Raw genomic sequence first — 16,589 nt, forward strand, 5'->3', positions numbered from 1 at the left:
TAATGCAGCTATGCGACTTCTTTTTAAAAAAATAGGATAAAAAATGATCCAAAATATAGCAAAAATGGCTCCGATAATAGTAAAAATTTTACTTTTTAATAGCATATCAGCAACGAAACCAGCTATGATGGCTTCAGTGAATATCATAAAAGTATTTATAAAATACTGCTTTCTTGCCGCCTTTGAGAAAAATAAGATAAAAGATTTATAATCTATTAAATTTTGTCCATTTATGACGATATTACACTTCATAAGATACCTTTGTGAATTTTAAAGTTTTTGGGAAATTATAACCAAAAGCAAAGTCAATTTTTGTATAATTTGGACTATTTCTTAGGAGAGGGACACTATTTTTTTAATATCAAAATCATCTATAACTGGCATGCGAAAATGGATCTTAGTTGCAGTTGTAGCTCTATTCGTATTTGCACTATTAGCATCTTTGCTAGACTATAATCTAATTGGAAAAATATCTATTTTGCTTAGTTTCTTTATAATAACTTTTGGCATTTATACTTCAATGGATAAAGTAAAAACCAAAATAACGCATTGGCTTGCAATATGTTTTGGTGTTTTTTTATGGTCTATTTGTGATGCATTAATGGTGTTAAATCAAGATGTGCTATTGCGGACTCATAGTTCTTATGCGTATCTTGATGTGTTTTTTATGTTGCCGATGATATCTATTTTAACTGGCGTTAGTATATTTTTGTATTCAAAATTTGCAGCCAGTCAAGAAAAGCTAGCCATCATTATGGATAGCATAAGTGTCTTTTTTTTAATAGTAATTTTAATATATGGTATTTTTGACGAAATAGATATTTCATTGATGATAAATAATGGATCAAATATCGTTTTTCTCTCTATTGTAGCCATAAATTTTCTTATACTTTTTATCACTTTAAGTGAGATTTTTACAAGCAGTTTGCTTCATATAAAAATTAGTGGCTTTTACCTTATATCGGCTAGTATTTTATTTACGATGCTAAATTTATTTATTTTCTATAGTCAGATCTCAAATGTAAATTTTGGCCATAAAATAGATTTTTTATATATCGTTCCTTTCTTCTTCTTGATGATAGGTGCTTTTCATTTAAAAGCTAAAAATGAATATGTTACAAATACCGATAAAGATATCTCAATAGGATCAAAATGGCTACCAATAATAATAGTTTTACCTTTGCTATTACAAGAAGATCTAACATCTTTTAGCGCACTTATCTCACTATTTATCTTGGTTGTAAATGCTATTGTTAATTACTATGTTAAAAGCTCTATTGCAAGTAGAAAAATATTAGACTATGAGAGAAATCTTCATAGAGAGATGGAAAAGTCGATGCATGAGCGAACCAATGAACTTATGCTCGCAAATTTAAGACTTCAAGATATGTCCGAGAAAGACTATCTAACAGATCTTGGTAATAGAAATTTTATAGTAAATGAGCTTGAAAGAATGTGCAAAAGCATCTCTGAAGATGAGGAAATCGCAGTTTATTATATAAATTTAAGCCGTTTTAAAAGCATAAATACATCTTATGGGCATGAAATAGGCGATAGAATTTTAAAACTAGTTGCAAAAAGGATACTTGAAGTTTGCAATAGACAAGAGGCCATAGCAAGGATTAGTGCGGACGAATTTATCGTACTAGCAAAAATGGAGATAAATAGTCATACAAAACGCTTAAATCTTGGTATCGCCTTAAAAGATGCTATTGAAAAGCCAATTCAAATAGATAGATATCACTTTGGGCTTAAGTGCATAATAGGCATAGATGTAGCAACAAAAAATAGCACGGCAAATCCAAGAAATATTATAAAAAACGCAGATATGGCAATGTATTACGCCAAGAAAAATCCAGCTTTAAATCCTATGGTTTATAGCGATAAAATTAGCAATGAAATGCACTTAAGCTCAAGCATCGAGATCGCGCTTAAAAAAGCTAATTTGCAAGAAGACCTTCATGTATATTTTCAACCAATATTTGATCTAAAAATCGAAAAAATGATCTACGCAGAGGTTTTTTTATATTGGAAATCAGAAAAATTTGGCTTGATGGAAGCGAGCAAATTTATGAAAGAGGTCAATGTAAATAGCGATATTTTAAATGATATTTGTTCACTTTTAGTTTCAAAGACCATAGAGTATGTAGATAGATGGCAAAAAGAAAAACTCTTGATACCAAAAATAAGTATAAATGTTGCACAGATTCAAATTAAATCAGAAAAATTTGTTTTAGATTTTATTTCTAGCTTACGCTCGCACCATATAAATCCAGAGCTTTTTGAAATAGAATTTGGCGAAGAAATATGGACAAATAATACTAAGACGCTTGATAAAATTTTTTCTATTCTTAAAGAAAATAATATAGATGTTTGCATAGATAATTTTGGCTCTGGATATACTTCATTTATTTATATTAGAAAATACGGTGTTAAGCGTATAAAAATAGCAAGTGAATTTGTTGCTCAAGCATCAAATAGCAAAATAGATGCACAAATCGTATCTGCAATTATTGATTTAGCAAAGGCAATGAAGATAAAAGTTGGCGCAAAAGGAGTAGAAAAAGAAGAAGATATTCATTTCTTAAAAGAGCTTGATTGTAACGAAGTTCAAGGACTTTTCTTATCTCGTCCTATGAGTGCAGAAGAATTTGAAGACCTTGTAAGACAAGATCCTCAAATAATAGCAAAAATTTAAATTTCAGCCTTTATCTCTTCGTTTGATTTTACGACCATACCTGAGCCATGGATCACGCTTGGAACACAACTGGTGCAAATATCAACTTCTTCGCCATTTTTATGAGCGTGGATAAAAACTGCATTTGTATCATCACTGCTTTTTAGTCCGCAAACATTGCAAACCACTAGATCTTTTTCTCTCATTTTTTCTCCTTTGAAATTTTTGCCTATTTTAGCTCCTAAATTTTATACATAAAATGATTTAAGTCAAGCTTGTCTCGTGGCATTTAATAATTTTTTGTTATAATCCTTAAAATTTTAAAAGGCCTAAAATGAATGAAAGAACGATTATTTTAGAGATGTTAAAGATGCAGCAAAGCCTAAATGATGAGACAAATGGGCTTGGCTGGGAAAATGGTTATACTGATAAAAATAAATTAATCAGCTGGAGGCGCTGCATATATATGGAATGTGCTGAGCTAATCGATAGCTTTGCATGGAAACACTGGAAGAGCATCGATGCAAAGACTGATGAGCAAAATTTGCGCATAGAAGTTGTTGATATCTGGCACTTTATAATGAGTCTGGCTTTGCAAATTTATAAATCAAAACAGCTTGGAGATATAGAAACTTTAGCCGATGATATTTGCCAATCAAGCGGTTTTAGTGAGTTTTGCAAAGAGCCATTAAGGATCGAAGACGAGAGCATTTATGAGATAATGAATGATGTTGAGATGCTTATACATGAGTGCAGCGGGTTTGACTACGATATATTTGATATTTTAAAAATTTACTTCTCTATGTCTTTAAAATGTGGCGTAAATTTATACTCACTTTATGAGTGCTACATCGCTAAAAACGTGCTAAATCGCTTCCGTCAAAATAATGGCTACAAAGAAGGTAGCTATAAGAAAAATTGGAACGGACGCGAAGACAATGAAGTGATGAGCGAAATTTTGTCAAATGGCGTTAGTAAGATAGGTGAAATTTACGCCGCACTTGAGCATGAATACAAAAAGGTGAAATGATAAATCTTCTTCGCCTTGGGTTTAAAGATTTTCTTACAGCCAAATTTATAACGTTATCTATCTTGCCACTTTGCCTTAGTATTTTTAGTCTTGCGTGGCTTACGATCTGGGGCGGCGGTGAGATATTTGACCTTTTAAGTGATAGTGCTAAAAACGAAAATTTTGCCTTTTTAGAGCCAAACTCAGCGCTCTCTTTTATAGCTATTAAAATTTTAAGCTTTAGCGCCACAAAATGGATAGTTAGTATACTTTTTTATATTTTGAGCACCTTTTTAACGATCATCATTAGCATAGTAATCGCCCTAATTGTAGCTGGCTTTTTAACTCCAGTTGTTACTAAAGAGATAAACAAAAGACATTACAACTACGTGCTTAAAAGCGAGGTTAGCACGGCTAGAGTGCTAAAGGTGATGATGATTGAGATCATGAAATTTCTTGGGATATTGCTCGTTTGCCTACCGCTTTTATTTGTACCAGTATTAAATTTTTTCATCATAAATGTGCCGTTTTTTTATATCTATTACAAACTTTTACTGATAGACGTTGGCTCAAACACTCTTGATAGCGATAAATTTGAGCTAGCACTGCTTGAAGGTGGCGGGATAAAATTTATAGCTTTTACGCTTTTGTTTTATCTCATCTCGCTTGTGCCGCTTGTGGGACTATTTTTTCAGCTTTATTTCGTGATAGTCTTATCGCACCTCTTTTTTGAGAAAGAAGCACTTATAAAAATTTAGAGCCAGAAGGCCCTAAATTTACGCATAGTAAGATACTTTGTTGCTCTCATTAAGTAATGTGTCAAATAGCCTTTTTGTGGCACTTAGTAGATTTTTGTTTGCATCATTTTTAGCCAGAAGCTCGTCAAACATCTTTAGCATATTATCATTTATGAAATTTTTATGATCCAGATCTTTTGCGTCAGGAAGCATCTGCTTGATCTTGTTTGAAAGCTCGCTTATGCTTTGGCTACTACCCGCGATCTTGTCGCCCTCTTTGACATTTTTCATAAATTCATCAACTTGCGGGCGAATTTGCTTCATCGCCTCTTCGATCTCTTTCATATCTTGCTCGTCTATGCCGTTTCCTTTATATAAAAACTCATAGCCGTATTCGTGCGTGAGAGTAAGACTTCTTTGGCTAGAAGTGCCATTTTTCTGGCTGGAAAATTCCAAACTTTTGTTGTCATACATCGAAAAGCTTATTTCATCGCCTGAGCTAGTTTTCATCGAAAAGCTCATGTTGTTGTAGTTTCCTTGAGAGTAAAAATTTGTTTGCATTTTTAAATCCTTTTGAGGCTAAATCGGCAAAATTTTAATTTCATAAAGCAAAATTTTGTAAAATGCGTCAAAAAAAGGACGGGCGATGTGTTGTTTTGGGACTAGGATCTTTTTGCTTATGCTTATCACTGTTTTAAGCTTTGGCTTTGCTAGGCTCTACCCAGTTTTACCAGTCGTTGGCTATTATTTGATACTTGCAAATTTGCTTGCTATTTTGATGTTTTCACTATTTTTTAAAGGGTTTTTGCCAAGCTTTGTAAAGGTTAATGCGATCCACTATTTTTCGCTAATCGGCGGCTTTTTAGGGGCATTTTTAACGATACTTGTTTTTAAAAAAGTTGCAAAAGATAAATTTACTCTAATAGAGCTTATTATTTTTACGCTTTGGGTGCTAATAATCACCATAGTCATATTTAAATTTCAAGTCATTCTTGATATTTTTAGGGGAATTTAGATGGATGAGAGGATAGTTAAATTTTTAAAAAAGATGCACCTTGCAAGTGTATGCGCCATCGATGATGATGGGCAGCCTTATGCCTTTAGCGCATTTTACGCCCTTGATGAGCTAAATTTTAGCCTTTTGCTAGCTAGCTCTGATGAGAGCTCTCATATCAAATTTTTAAAAAACTCAAAGCTTGTTGCTGGTACGGTTGCTCTTGATACAAAGATCGTTGGCAAGATAGAGGGCGTACAGTTTCAAGGAGTGATGAGAGAGGCTAAAGAAAACGAAATAGAAATTTATTTCAAAAGGTTTTTTTATGCAAAGGCAATGAATCCAAAAATTTGGTCTATAAGCCTTGAAAAACTAAAATTTACAAGTAATGTTCTTGGTTTTGGCAAAAAGATAAAGTGGGAAAGAAGCGATAAAATTTAGACGTTAAGCTTATATAAGCTACAATCATTGAAAAATTAAAAAATAAGGAGAATTTATGAAATTTAGCGGGAAAAATGTACTAATAACAGGTGCAAGCAGAGGTATCGGCGCACAGATCGCAAAGACGCTTGCAAATATGGGCTTAAAAGTGTGGATAAATTACCGCTCAAAACCTGAGATAGCAGACGCTTTGCAGGCTGAGATCGAGCAAAATGGTGGCAAGGCTGCAGTGATAAAATTTGACGCAACTGATGAAGATGAGTTTATAAAAGGTATAAATTTGATAGTTGATAGCGATGGCGAGCTAAGCTACCTTGTAAATAACGCTGGCATCACAAATGACAAGCTAGCACTTCGCATGAAAACTAGCGAATTTACAGATGTGATAAATGCAAATTTAACTTCAGCTTTCATAGGATGTAGAGAGGCTTTGAAAGTGATGAGCAAAAAGCGCTTTGGAGCGGTCGTAAATGTCGCATCTATCGTTGGTGAGATGGGAAATGCAGGGCAGGTTAATTATTCAGCCAGCAAGGGCGGACTAATCGCCATGAGCAAGAGCTTTGCAAAAGAGGGCGCAAGTAGAAATATCCGCTTTAACAGCGTAACTCCGGGCTTTATCGAGACTGATATGACGCATGGGCTAAGCGATGAGGTAAAAAAAACTTATAGCGATAATATCCCGTTAAAACGTTTCGGTAGTGCTAGCGAGGTGGCCGAGGCTGTGGCATTTTTACTAAGTGATCACGCGAGCTACGTGACTGGCGAGACGCTAAAAATAAATGGTGGACTTTATATGTAGGTAAATTTCAGACAAGTTTTGAAATTTAAAATAAATAAAAGCGTAAATATTATAAGATAACAGACATTTTTTATAAGGAGACCTTAAAATGGCAGTATTTGAAGACGTAAGAGACGTAGTTGTAGAGCAACTAAGTGTAGATCCACAAGCAGTAAAATTAGAGTCTAAAATCATCGAAGATTTAGGCGCTGATTCACTTGACGTTGTAGAGCTAGTTATGGCTTTAGAAGAGAAATTTGAAGTAGAAATTCCTGATAGCGAAGCAGAGAAATTAATAAGCATTCAAGACGTTGTAAATTATATAGAAAAGCTAGGTAAATAATTAAAATTTACACAGTTTGATTTAAGGAGATGTATTGAAACGAGTCGTTGTAACTGGTATAGGCATGATAAACGCACTTGGTCTTGACAAAGAGAGCTCTTTTAAGGCTATTTGCGAGGGTAAAACAGGTGTGAAAGAGATTACAAGCTTTGATGTAAGTGACTTCCCTGTTAAAATTGCTGCCGAGATAACTGATTTTGATCCAAATAGTATTTTGGACGGCAAAGAGGTGAAAAAAGTAGATCGTTTCATACAGCTTGGCATAAAAGCATCTAATGAAGCTATGGCTGATGCAAATTTTAAAGAGTTTGATGCTCATAAATTTGGAGTTAGTTCAGCAGCTGGTATAGGCGGTTTGCCAAATATTGAGAAAAATTCAATCACATACTTTGAAAAAGGCGTAAAGAGAATTTCGCCATTTTTCATTCCATCAGCACTTGTAAATATGTTAGGTGGCATAGTTTCTATAAATCACGGACTTAAAGGTCCAAATTTATCTAGTGTAACAGCATGTGCAGCAAGTACTCATGCGATATCACAAGCTGCAAAATGCATAATGATCGGTCAAGCTACAAATATGCTAGTTATCGGTGCTGAGTCTACTATCTGTGGCGTTGGCATAGGCGGCTTTGCGGCAATGAAAGCACTATCAACTAGAAATGATGAGCCAAGTAAGGCATCAAGGCCATTTGACGCAAATCGTGATGGTTTTGTAATGGGTGAAGGAGCCGGTGCGCTTGTACTTGAAGAGTATGAGTCAGCTATTGCAAGAGGTGCTAAAATTTACGCTGAAGTAGTTGGATTTGGTGAGAGCGGAGATGCACATCACATCACATCACCAACACTTGAAGGTCCATTAAGTGCGATGAAACAAGCACTTGATATGGCAAAAGGTGTAAAGATAGATTATGTCAATGCACATGGTACTTCAACGCCTGTAAATGATAAGAATGAAACTGCAGCATTAAAGGCAGTTTTTGGTGACAAATGTCCACCAGTTAGCTCAACAAAAGGTCAAACTGGACACTGTCTAGGTGGTGCTGGTGCGATCGAGGCTGTTATATCTATAATGGCAATGAGAGATGGCATTATCCCTCCAACAATAAACTATGAAACACCTGATCCAGAGTGCGATTTAGACTACGTTCCAAATAAAGCTAGAAAAGCTGATATAAAAGCTGTTATGAGCAACTCATTTGGCTTTGGCGGCACGAATGGCGTCGTGATATTTAAAAAGTTGGATTAAGATGTCAAATTATTTAGATTTTGAAAAAAGCATAAAACAAATTGATGAAGATATAGCAAATGCTAAGATCAGAGGCGATGAACATGCTGTTGAAATTTTAAATAAGAATTTATCCAAAGAGATATCAAAAGTATATAAAAATTTAAACGAATATCAACGTTTGCAACTTGCTCGTCATCCAGATAGACCATATTCTATTGATTATATTAATGCGTTTTTGATTGATGGATATGAGATTCATGGAGATAGAGCATTTAGAGATGATCCAGCGATAGTTTGTTACATCGGCTATATCGGAGGCAAAAAGACTATTGTTATAGGCGAGCAAAAAGGCCGTGGCACTAAAAACAAATTAAGAAGAAATTTTGGTATGCCTCATCCTGAGGGTTATCGCAAAGCTCTTAGAGTTGCAAAAATGGCTGAGAAATTTAATCTACCCATTTTATTTCTCATAGACACTCCAGGCGCATATCCAGGTGTTGGAGCTGAAGAGCGAGGACAAAGTGAAGCCATAGCTAGAAATTTATTTGAGTTTGCAAATTTAAAAACTCCAATAGTTGCTGTTGTTATCGGCGAAGGTGGAAGCGGTGGCGCGTTAGCTATTGGTGTGGCTGATAGGCTTGCTATGATGAAAAATTCTGTGTTTTCGGTTATTTCGCCAGAAGGCTGTGCAGCAATACTTTGGAATGACCCAGCTAAACAGGAACAAGCTACAAAATCTATGAAAATAACAGCTGATGATTTAAAAAGTTTATCGCTGATTGATGCCGTTATAGATGAGCCGATAAATGGAGCCCATAGAGATAAAGATGGTGCTGCAAAAGCACTTGCAAATTATTTTATCTCAGAGCTAGCTGAGCTTGAAAAGCTTGATATAAATGATCTTGTTGCAAAAAGAATAGAAAAAATTCTCTCTATCGGAGCATTTGAAGAATAAATTTATAGTCACAACAATTTTATAAGAATACTTATCAAATTTGTTTGTGGCATTATCTACTAAAATACTAAAACAATTTAAAAATCGATATAAATTTAATCGATTTAATAGCCATAATTTTTATACTAGCTTTTATATCTTTAAGATTTAAACACTAAAATTGTTAATGTTAAATCCACATAAAGAGTATTAATGAATAAATTTCAAGAAAAATATATCACTCTTTCAAAAGAATATTATAAAAATAATGGCAATGCTTCTAGCATTGAGGCACTCTATCAGTTTAAAGAAGAGTTGGAAAATTGTGACGACATTTGTGCAAAGTATGTTTTAGTCGATGTTTATCAGCTTTTATCTATGAGAAAGAGTGCTTACGACTTACTTTTAAAAATACATGACAAAAGTGATAAAAAGCAGCTAAAGACACTTGGCTATCTAGTGCAATTCATTGACGAAAATGATAAATGGGCGCTGCCTCGCCCAAAAAGTAGAGGTCAAATTTTGGCTCAAAAAGACAAAGCCATCACGCTACCAAAATTTATCTACCATCCTAATCCTTTAAAAACTGGCGCATTTAAAGATGATATGAGTGTCATCTGCGAGTGTTGCGGCAAAAGCATAGAAATTTACTATAATAACGGCATCTATAGCGAGCAAGATGTCACCTATCTTTGCCCAGCCTGCATCGCAAATGGCGCGGCTGCCAAGAAATTTGACGCTACATTTGTACAAGATGCTGATAAACTAACTACAAGTGATGCTAAAAAGGATGACGAACTCTTTAGAAGAACCCCGGGTTACGAGAGCTGGCAGGGCGAGCATTGGATAGCTTGTTGTGATGATTATTGCGAATTTTTAGGTGATGTTGGTACAAAAGAGCTCGAAGAATTGGGCATAGCAGACGAGGTCTTTGAGGACTATGCAAAAAGGGCCGAATACGACGATAAAATGCTACGCGAACATCTTGTTAAAGCTGGCGATATTGCTGGATATTTGTTTCGTTGTTTGCATTGTAAGAAGTATCATATATACGTTGATGCTTGTTAAAGAGGAAAATATGGATATTGCAAAAATTTCTAAAGGTTGTAAAGAACGTGGACTGGATGAACTTTTTAAGCTTTTATCGCCACTAGCAAGAAATGCCATAAGGATAGATACGCAAGCTAAAAATGACGATGATATCGCCGTTGGAGCGTCTAAATTCGGTGGCTTGCCAGATCTGCCAGATGGTTTATCGTGGCCTTCAAATGAAAATGGCGCTTTGAGTTTTGTGGCACAGATAAATTTTGCTGAAGCTAGCAAATTTGACATTGACTCACTATTGCCAAAAAGCGGAATGCTCTATCTCTTTTATGATAGAAATTTGCGTGTTTGGGGCTATGATCCTGCCGATAAAAATGGCTTTGCAGTGATCTTTTCTGATGTAAATCATGGACCACTTTCTCGCAGGAGAGCGGAGAGCTTAGAGGGAGAAAATTTCACATTTAATGCGCGCTTGCTCAGCTTTAAAAATGAGATCAATTTGCCAAATTTACAAAGCTCAATTGTGCCATTTAGTAAAATTAGTGAGGCTGAGTGGGAGGCCTATCATGAAGTTATTGAGCCAAGCTGGCAGGCTAAAGAAAATAAGCTCCTTGGACATTCTGATAATGTCCAAGATGGCATGGAGCTAGAGTGTGAGCTGGTTGCAAATGGACTTAGCTGTGGTGATAGTAGCGCTTATCACCACCCAAGAATAGCGGAATTTGAGAAAAATTCTGCCCAGTGGCAACTACTTTTACAGATAGATAGTGATGATGAGGGCGACATGGACTGGGACGGAGAGGGCAGAATTTATCTGTGGATAAAGAGGGATGATCTGGTAGCGCGCGACTTTAGCAAGACGTGGCTAGTTTTGCAGACAAGCTAAGGTTGCCAAATTTATAAAAGATAAAAATTAAAATTTATAGAGAAATTTTATACTAGGGTTACACAATAAATTTTTACTAACGTTTTTAGTGCGATTGCCAAAATTTCACTGCCATTTCTACCACTAACTACTTAAATATATAAAATAATCAAAGATGGTAATGCCCAAATTTAGGCAAAATTTAGTAAAATCCTTAAAAAATTTAAAGGCAAAATATGTTTAATGGCTTGATCAGGGAGTTTGCCGAGGTCATTAGCTACTCGCAAAATGTTTTACGGCTAAAGGCAAATTTTCGTCCAAATTTAGGCGATAGCATTGCTGTAAATGGCGCTTGCCTGAGCGTAATAAAACTATATGAAGATGGCTTTAGTGTGGAGCTAAGCGCAGAGAGTAGGGCAAATATCGCGGTTGAAAATTTAAAAGAAAGAGTGCATATCGAGCCAGCTATGAAGCTAGGAGACCGAGTAGATGGGCATTTGATGCAAGGACATATCGATTTTATCGGTAAAATTTCAAATATCAAAAAGAATGAGAATGGGGTTGATTTTTACATCGACTTGCCGCGTGAGGCTATGAGTTTGATGTCAAATAAAGGCTCGGTGGGTGTTGAGGGCGTGAGTCTAACCATAAATGAAATTTTGCCAAAGGGTATAAGGCTCACAATCATACCAATCACTTTTAGAGATAGCCTTTTTGGTACTTTTAAGGTCGGTAGACGCGTAAATATCGAAAGCGATCTTTTGGCTCGATACGTAGCTAGGCAGCTTTTTTGTAAGCAAGATAGCACCCTTAGCTGGGACGATGTTGAGCGAATTTCTAGCCTTTACTAGGTGGATAAAATGCGTAAAAATTTAGAGATCGTCTTTGATAAAAATGGCGTATTAGCCGGCTTTACAAATAGATTTGGCGGTGTGAGTGAGGGCACTTTTGAGAGCTTAAATTTAGCAGATCATGTTGGCGATGATCCGCTAAAGGTCGCACAAAATCGTGAAATTTTAGCAACGGCTCTTGGCATTATGCCTATTAATTTAAAATTTATGAACCAAATCCACTCAAATAAAGTGGAAATTTTGCAAGATTTTAACGATACCCTACCTCCGTGTGACGGTGTGATAACATCATTAAAAGACGTAGCACTTTGCGTCTTAGTCGCTGACTGTGCGCCTGTTTTGATAATAGATGAACATCTTGGCGTAGTCGCAACTGTGCATGCGGGACGCGCAGGTGTTACTAGTAAAATTTGCACAAATGCAGTGGGGCTGATGACGAGTGAGTTTGGTTGCTGTGCTAATAATTTACGCGTATTTATAGGCGCAAATATTAAAGTGCAAAACTACGAAGTAGGCAAGCTAGATATTGGTGAATTTAACCGATATAAAAATGATGGAAAATTTGATATAAACGCAGCTTTATTAGACGAATTTACTAAGCTTGGAGTAGAGCAAATATCGCTAGATCCTCGTTGCACTTTTGAGAGAGATGAATTATTCTCATACCGCAAACAGAGTAGGACTGGGCGTTTTTGCGGATTTGTGATGAATAGAGCCACATCGGTAAATACTAAAAAATAAAAGCAAATTTTTAGCTTCATTACTTGCCTGTTAAAATTTGCCAGCTAAATTGTATTGAACGTTTTGATATTTAATTTGATCTAAAAAATGGCTAAATATAATAATTTTTAGCTACAATTTGACATCAAATATCAAAAATAACAATAAGGAAAATCATGAAAATAGGTAAAATTTTGACCGCCATTATGTTAACGGGAGCCTTTTGTATGGTGCAAGCACATATGTTTTGGGTAGATGGAGCTAATAATGAAAAGCTAGGAAAATTTATCGCAAACATGGGTTATAGCGACGATTTTCCAAAGCTAGCGCCTATTATGGCCGAACGCATCCATCTTTTTGCGCCAATTACTGTAATAAGTAAAGATGGTAGCAAAAAGAAGCTTACACAAAGTGGCGAGAACTACCGCTACGAGGGCGAAAGATTAGACAAAGGCATATATATCTTACTAGCACAGCAAAATCCTATGTATTCGCTTAAAAAACGTAGTGATGGCAAGTGGCTAATAGACAAAACAAAGCTTGATCTAAAGGATCTAAGCGATATACAGATTTGTCGGCTGATGACGATAACATCTAAGAGAGTCTTAAATTTAGGTGAAACAAACGACTTCGTAACTAAACCTGTTGGAGTTAAAATTGAGATCGTACCGCTACAAAACCCAGCGGAATTTAGAGTAGATAAGCCTTTTAAATTGCAGGTTTTTGCTGATGGAAAGCCGCTAGAGCGAGCTAAGCTAACTGGTACTTTTGTTGGGTTTTTAGACCATAAGCATGCGTTTCATGGTGTGACTGATGAGCAAGGCATCACTGAAGTGTTAGTTCTAAGACCAGGATTTTGGGTATTTGAAGTGATTTATGAAAGACCTTATCCAGATGCTGCGAAGTGTGATAAAGAGACGTTAAAAACGACGCTTAGTTTTGAGATAAAAGAATAAAAGTTTGATATAAATTTGAGTCCGAATTTATTATAAATTTTTATAATTGCTTTATAATTTTGAAAGTAGAGAAAGAATGCCTTACGAAAACTTTAAATCAAAAAATCCTCTTGTGCTAAAAATCACTACAAACGCAAGAAAATTTGGCGTAGAAACGCTACAAAACGAGGAGTTTGTAAGCATTCTTTTAAATGCCAAGAAGCTTGAAATTTCATCCGAACAAAGGCAAGCAATGGCAGAAATTTTTGCTAAGTTAATAAAAATCGAAGAAGACTCGCAATTAAGTAAATAAACTTTAGTTTAAATTCATATTATTTTAAGTATAATCCCCCTTTATTTCACACACGACAATCCTAAATTTGGTTGTGCGAAAGCATTAATGGTCGTGGAGGATAAAACTAAATTCAAGGCAAAATGCCTAAAACAAGGAGAAACTCATGGTAACTATGAGAGATTTATTAGAGTGTGGCGTACATTTTGGTCACCAAACACGCCGCTGGAATCCAAAGATGAAAAAATTTATCTTTGGCGAGAGAAAAGGTATCTATATTATAGATCTACAAAAGACTATCCGCTACTTCCGCTACACTTACAACATCGTTCGTGACGCAGCTGCTGAAGGCAAGTCAGTGCTATTTGTCGGTACTAAAAAACAAGCTATCGACGCTATCAAAGAGTACGCTGAAAAATGTGGAATGCCTTATGTAAATCACCGCTGGTTAGGTGGTATGATGACAAACTTTGGTACTATCCGCCAGTCTATCCGCAAACTAGAAGTTATCGAAACTATGGAAGAAGATGGTTCGATAAATTTGTTAACTAAAAAAGAGGCTTTGATGCTTCGCCGCAAAAAAGAGAAACTTATCGCAACTCTTGGCGGTATCCGCAATATGAAAAGCCTACCTGATATGATATTTGTCGTTGATACAGTTAAAGAAAAGATCGCCGTTCAAGAGGCAAATCGCCTAAAAATCCCAGTTGTAGCACCGATCGATACAAACTGCGATCCTGATGTTGTTGATTATCCGATCCCAGGAAATGACGATGCTATCCGCTCTGTTCAGCTTTTCTGCCAAGAGATGGCTGAAGCGATCAACGAAGGTAAATCACTTCTTGAGCAAGATGGTGGAGAGCAAGCTGCTGGTGAAGAAGTAAGCCAAGATGAGAAAGACGCAGTTGTGGCTGAGGCTATGAGCGAAGAAGACTTTGGCGAGGACGAAGAGTAATGGAAATAACTGCACAAATGGTAAAAGAGCTCCGCGAATCAACCGGAGCTGGCATGATGGACTGCAAAAAGGCACTTAGCGAAGCAAATGGCGACATGGAAAAAGCTGTTGATATCCTTCGCGAAAAAGGCCTAGGTCAAGCTGCTAAAAAGGCTGACCGCCTTGCAAGCGAGGGCTTAGTAAGTGTTGAAGTTTGCTCAAAATGCAAAAAAGCAACTATCAGCGAGATCAATTCTGAGACTGACTTCGTTGCTAGAAATCCACAGTTTCAAGCGCTTGCAAAAGACACAACAGCTCACATCCAATCAAGTGGCATAAAAACAGTTGAAGAGCTAAATGCGAGCACTTTAAATGGTGTTAAATTTGAAGATTATTTCAAAACTCAGATCGCAACTATCGGTGAAAATCTTGTAGTGCGCCGCTTTGAGACTATTACCGCTGATGATAAGGGCGTGGTAAATGGCTATGTTCACTCAAATGGCCGTGTTGGCGTACTTATCGGTGCAGCTTGCGAAAGCGTAGAAGTTGCAAATAAAGCAGCTGATTTTATAAGAAATTTATGTATGCACGCAGCTGCTATGAAGCCAAGCGTTATAAGCTACAAAGACCTTGATAAAGAGTTTGTTGAGAAAGAATTTATAGCACTTCGCGCTGAACTTGAAAAAGAAAATGAAGAGCTAAAACGCCTAGGCAAGCCACTTCATCACATCCCTGAGTATGCTAGCCGCTGCCAGATAGGTGATGCTGAGCTTGCAAAAGCTACAAAAGCGATCGAAGAAGAGCTAAAAGCTGAGGGCAAACCTGAGAAAATTTGGGACAAGATCATCCCTGGTAAGATCGAGAGATTTTATGCTGATAACACAGTGCTTGACCAACGCCTCACACTTTTAGGCCAGTTTTATGTAATGGACGATAAAAAGACTATTGAACAAGTTATTGAAGAAAAAAGCAAAGAGCTTGGTGGCAAGATCGAGATCGTAAAATACGTTCGTTTTGAACTTGGCGAAGGCTTAGAGAAAAAAGTAGATGACTTTGCTGCAGAAGTTGCTGCTCAAATAGGCTAATGGAAATTTTAAGAGCGTCTAATCTAGGCTTTGCGTATGATTATACGCTCTTTAATAATATAAATTTAACTCTCAATCAAAAACAAAGTATCGCGATAACCGGCGTTAGCGGTTGTGGCAAATCAACACTTTTGCACATACTTTCAACACTCTTAAAACCAAATTTTGGCGAGGTTATATATCAAGATAGATCGATCTATGAGCTTTTTCAAAACGAGCTTTTGGCCATTAGAAGGCTTCATTTTGGTATCATTTTTCAGTCGCACTATCTTTTTAGAGGCTTTAGCGCTTATGAAAATATCGAGCTTGCAAGCATCTTATCTGGCGAAAATATAGAAAAAAATGATCTTGAAGCGCTTAAAATTTCAAGTGTGATAAATCAAAAAGTTGGCGAGCTAAGTGGCGGTCAGCAGCAGCGTGTCAGTATCGCTAGAGTGCTTACCAAAAAGCCAAAGATCATCTTTGCAGACGAGCCAACGGGCAACCTTGATAAGCAGACGGCAAATGAAGTGATGCAAGTTTTATTTGACTATATAAATGAAAATAACGCTGCCCTTGTTCTAGTTACTCACGACAACGACCTAGCCGCTAAATGCGACAATTCATACAAGCTTGAGAACAAAGAGCTTGTGCAAATTTCTTAAATTTTAAAAACTAAAATTTATTATTTTATCGTTAATATTTTTATAAATTTTTCCAATTTAGATTTATCTCTATCTTTA

20 protein-coding genes and 1 pseudogene are annotated in these 16,589 nt (G+C 36.2%); 18 read left to right on the forward strand and 3 right to left on the reverse strand.

All coding sequences use genetic code 11. The annotated features are described in order from the left end of the window. Nucleotides 1-252 (reverse strand): annotated as a pseudogene (locus CVS92_RS02500) (hypothetical protein); the annotation flags it as partial. Between the two features lie 367 nt (nucleotides 253-619). Here CVS92_RS02500 and CVS92_RS02505 point away from each other — a divergent pair. Then, nucleotides 620-2,698 carry a bifunctional diguanylate cyclase/phosphodiesterase gene (locus CVS92_RS02505; RefSeq protein ID WP_234398685.1) on the forward strand — a complete coding sequence of 693 codons (2,079 nt, stop codon included), beginning with the start codon at nucleotides 620-622 and terminating at the stop codon, nucleotides 2,696-2,698. On the opposite strand, the gene CVS92_RS02510 is transcribed toward CVS92_RS02505, so the two are convergent. Next, the gene (locus CVS92_RS02510) at nucleotides 2,695-2,883 is read right to left on the reverse strand and encodes a hypothetical protein (RefSeq protein ID WP_021091806.1); all 189 of its coding nucleotides are present in this window, start codon (nucleotides 2,881-2,883) and stop codon (nucleotides 2,695-2,697) included. The two genes, CVS92_RS02505 and CVS92_RS02510, sit on opposite strands and share 4 nt — an antisense overlap. A gap of 128 nt (nucleotides 2,884-3,011) precedes the next feature. Here CVS92_RS02510 and CVS92_RS02515 point away from each other — a divergent pair, with 128 nt between their 5' ends. Together CVS92_RS02515 and CVS92_RS02520 are read left to right on the forward strand one after the other, a co-directional pair. Then, nucleotides 3,012-3,707 (forward strand): dUTP diphosphatase, encoded by a 696-nt coding sequence (locus tag CVS92_RS02515; protein ID WP_107788408.1) that lies wholly within the window; start codon nucleotides 3,012-3,014, stop codon nucleotides 3,705-3,707. Further along, nucleotides 3,704-4,444, forward strand: coding sequence for an EI24 domain-containing protein (locus tag CVS92_RS02520; RefSeq protein WP_107788409.1), 741 nt, complete (start codon nucleotides 3,704-3,706; stop codon nucleotides 4,442-4,444). Before CVS92_RS02515 ends, CVS92_RS02520 begins: the two co-directional genes overlap by 4 nt. Nucleotides 4,445-4,462: 18 nt before the next feature. Here the strand turns inward: CVS92_RS02520 and CVS92_RS02525 are convergent, their stop codons facing one another. Continuing rightward, entirely contained in the window at nucleotides 4,463-4,984 is a 522-nt protein-coding gene (locus CVS92_RS02525) for an ATP/GTP-binding protein (protein ID WP_107788410.1), read from the reverse strand. An 85-nt stretch (nucleotides 4,985-5,069) separates the two neighbouring features. Between CVS92_RS02525 and CVS92_RS02530 the strand changes: the two genes are divergently transcribed. The 15 genes from CVS92_RS02530 (at nucleotide 5,070) to CVS92_RS02600 (ending at nucleotide 16,511) form a co-directional block, all read left to right on the forward strand. Continuing rightward, nucleotides 5,070-5,438, forward strand: a complete 369-nt coding sequence (locus CVS92_RS02530; RefSeq protein WP_223154522.1) for an L-arabinose ABC transporter — start codon at nucleotides 5,070-5,072, stop codon at nucleotides 5,436-5,438. Then, on the forward strand, nucleotides 5,439-5,858 hold the full coding sequence (locus CVS92_RS02535) for a hypothetical protein (RefSeq protein ID WP_107775466.1): 420 nt from the start codon (nucleotides 5,439-5,441) through the stop codon (nucleotides 5,856-5,858). Nucleotides 5,859-5,913: 55 nt separating this feature from the next. After that, nucleotides 5,914-6,657 carry a 3-oxoacyl-ACP reductase FabG gene (gene fabG / locus CVS92_RS02540; RefSeq protein WP_021083753.1) on the forward strand — a complete coding sequence of 248 codons (744 nt, stop codon included), beginning with the start codon at nucleotides 5,914-5,916 and terminating at the stop codon, nucleotides 6,655-6,657. Nucleotides 6,658-6,745: 88 nt separating this feature from the next. After that, nucleotides 6,746-6,979 carry an acyl carrier protein gene (gene acpP, locus CVS92_RS02545; protein WP_021091725.1) on the forward strand — a complete coding sequence of 78 codons (234 nt, stop codon included), beginning with the start codon at nucleotides 6,746-6,748 and terminating at the stop codon, nucleotides 6,977-6,979. A gap of 34 nt (nucleotides 6,980-7,013) precedes the next feature. Further along, nucleotides 7,014-8,225, forward strand: a complete 1,212-nt coding sequence (locus CVS92_RS02550) for a beta-ketoacyl-ACP synthase II (protein ID WP_084041941.1) — start codon at nucleotides 7,014-7,016, stop codon at nucleotides 8,223-8,225. Nucleotide 8,226: 1 nt separating this feature from the next. Further along, nucleotides 8,227-9,162 carry an acetyl-CoA carboxylase carboxyl transferase subunit alpha gene (accA, locus tag CVS92_RS02555; protein ID WP_107788411.1) on the forward strand — a complete coding sequence of 312 codons (936 nt, stop codon included), beginning with the start codon at nucleotides 8,227-8,229 and terminating at the stop codon, nucleotides 9,160-9,162. Between the two features lie 192 nt (nucleotides 9,163-9,354). Beyond that, nucleotides 9,355-10,209, forward strand: coding sequence for a CbrC family protein (locus tag CVS92_RS02560; RefSeq protein ID WP_107788412.1), 855 nt, complete (start codon nucleotides 9,355-9,357; stop codon nucleotides 10,207-10,209). 10 nt (nucleotides 10,210-10,219) lie between these two features. After that, a complete protein-coding gene (locus tag CVS92_RS02565; RefSeq protein WP_107788413.1) occupies nucleotides 10,220-11,071 on the forward strand; it encodes a YwqG family protein in 852 nt (283 codons plus the stop codon). A gap of 215 nt (nucleotides 11,072-11,286) precedes the next feature. Beyond that, entirely contained in the window at nucleotides 11,287-11,901 is a 615-nt protein-coding gene (locus CVS92_RS02570) for a riboflavin synthase (protein WP_107788414.1), read from the forward strand. 9 nt (nucleotides 11,902-11,910) lie between these two features. Further along, entirely contained in the window at nucleotides 11,911-12,642 is a 732-nt protein-coding gene (pgeF, locus tag CVS92_RS02575) for a peptidoglycan editing factor PgeF (protein ID WP_107788415.1), read from the forward strand. A gap of 155 nt (nucleotides 12,643-12,797) precedes the next feature. Continuing rightward, nucleotides 12,798-13,577: a DUF4198 domain-containing protein gene (locus tag CVS92_RS02580; RefSeq protein WP_107788416.1), complete on the forward strand. Its 780-nt coding sequence runs from the start codon at nucleotides 12,798-12,800 to the stop codon at nucleotides 13,575-13,577. A 76-nt stretch (nucleotides 13,578-13,653) separates the two neighbouring features. Further along, nucleotides 13,654-13,869 carry an acetyltransferase gene (locus CVS92_RS02585; protein WP_107788417.1) on the forward strand — a complete coding sequence of 72 codons (216 nt, stop codon included), beginning with the start codon at nucleotides 13,654-13,656 and terminating at the stop codon, nucleotides 13,867-13,869. 145 nt (nucleotides 13,870-14,014) lie between these two features. After that, nucleotides 14,015-14,803 (forward strand): 30S ribosomal protein S2, encoded by a 789-nt coding sequence (gene rpsB / locus CVS92_RS02590; protein WP_002941277.1) that lies wholly within the window; start codon nucleotides 14,015-14,017, stop codon nucleotides 14,801-14,803. Further along, nucleotides 14,803-15,867 (forward strand): translation elongation factor Ts, encoded by a 1,065-nt coding sequence (gene tsf / locus CVS92_RS02595; RefSeq protein WP_107788418.1) that lies wholly within the window; start codon nucleotides 14,803-14,805, stop codon nucleotides 15,865-15,867. The genes rpsB and tsf overlap by 1 nt, the downstream gene beginning before the upstream one ends. Beyond that, nucleotides 15,867-16,511: an ABC transporter ATP-binding protein gene (locus CVS92_RS02600; protein WP_107788419.1), complete on the forward strand. Its 645-nt coding sequence runs from the start codon at nucleotides 15,867-15,869 to the stop codon at nucleotides 16,509-16,511. The genes tsf and CVS92_RS02600 overlap by 1 nt, the downstream gene beginning before the upstream one ends. Nucleotides 16,512-16,589 lie beyond the last annotated feature (78 nt).

It is taken from the genome of Campylobacter concisus (genome assembly GCF_003048555.1).
Taxonomy (GTDB): domain Bacteria; phylum Campylobacterota; class Campylobacteria; order Campylobacterales; family Campylobacteraceae; genus Campylobacter_A; species Campylobacter_A concisus_AO.

Excerpts from the sequence above, each read along its gene's own strand:
- CVS92_RS02510 (WP_021091806.1), bottom strand. The coding sequence starts at position 2,883 with ATGAGAGAAAAAGATCTAGTGGTTTGCAATGTTTGCGGACTAAAAAGC.
- CVS92_RS02515 (WP_107788408.1), top strand. The coding sequence starts at position 3,012 with ATGAATGAAAGAACGATTATTTTAGAGATGTTAAAGATGCAGCAAAGC.
- CVS92_RS02520 (WP_107788409.1), top strand. The coding sequence starts at position 3,704 with ATGATAAATCTTCTTCGCCTTGGGTTTAAAGATTTTCTTACAGCCAAA.
- CVS92_RS02525 (WP_107788410.1), bottom strand. The coding sequence starts at position 4,984 with ATGCAAACAAATTTTTACTCTCAAGGAAACTACAACAACATGAGCTTT.
- CVS92_RS02530 (WP_223154522.1), top strand. The coding sequence starts at position 5,070 with ATGTGTTGTTTTGGGACTAGGATCTTTTTGCTTATGCTTATCACTGTT.
- CVS92_RS02535 (WP_107775466.1), top strand. The coding sequence starts at position 5,439 with ATGGATGAGAGGATAGTTAAATTTTTAAAAAAGATGCACCTTGCAAGT.
- fabG (WP_021083753.1), top strand. The coding sequence starts at position 5,914 with ATGAAATTTAGCGGGAAAAATGTACTAATAACAGGTGCAAGCAGAGGT.
- acpP (WP_021091725.1), top strand. The coding sequence starts at position 6,746 with ATGGCAGTATTTGAAGACGTAAGAGACGTAGTTGTAGAGCAACTAAGT.
- accA (WP_107788411.1), top strand. The coding sequence starts at position 8,227 with ATGTCAAATTATTTAGATTTTGAAAAAAGCATAAAACAAATTGATGAA.
- CVS92_RS02560 (WP_107788412.1), top strand. The coding sequence starts at position 9,355 with ATGAATAAATTTCAAGAAAAATATATCACTCTTTCAAAAGAATATTAT.
- CVS92_RS02565 (WP_107788413.1), top strand. The coding sequence starts at position 10,220 with ATGGATATTGCAAAAATTTCTAAAGGTTGTAAAGAACGTGGACTGGAT.
- CVS92_RS02570 (WP_107788414.1), top strand. The coding sequence starts at position 11,287 with ATGTTTAATGGCTTGATCAGGGAGTTTGCCGAGGTCATTAGCTACTCG.
- pgeF (WP_107788415.1), top strand. The coding sequence starts at position 11,911 with ATGCGTAAAAATTTAGAGATCGTCTTTGATAAAAATGGCGTATTAGCC.
- CVS92_RS02580 (WP_107788416.1), top strand. The coding sequence starts at position 12,798 with ATGAAAATAGGTAAAATTTTGACCGCCATTATGTTAACGGGAGCCTTT.
- CVS92_RS02585 (WP_107788417.1), top strand. The coding sequence starts at position 13,654 with ATGCCTTACGAAAACTTTAAATCAAAAAATCCTCTTGTGCTAAAAATC.
- rpsB (WP_002941277.1), top strand. The coding sequence starts at position 14,015 with ATGGTAACTATGAGAGATTTATTAGAGTGTGGCGTACATTTTGGTCAC.
- tsf (WP_107788418.1), top strand. The coding sequence starts at position 14,803 with ATGGAAATAACTGCACAAATGGTAAAAGAGCTCCGCGAATCAACCGGA.
- CVS92_RS02600 (WP_107788419.1), top strand. The coding sequence starts at position 15,867 with ATGGAAATTTTAAGAGCGTCTAATCTAGGCTTTGCGTATGATTATACG.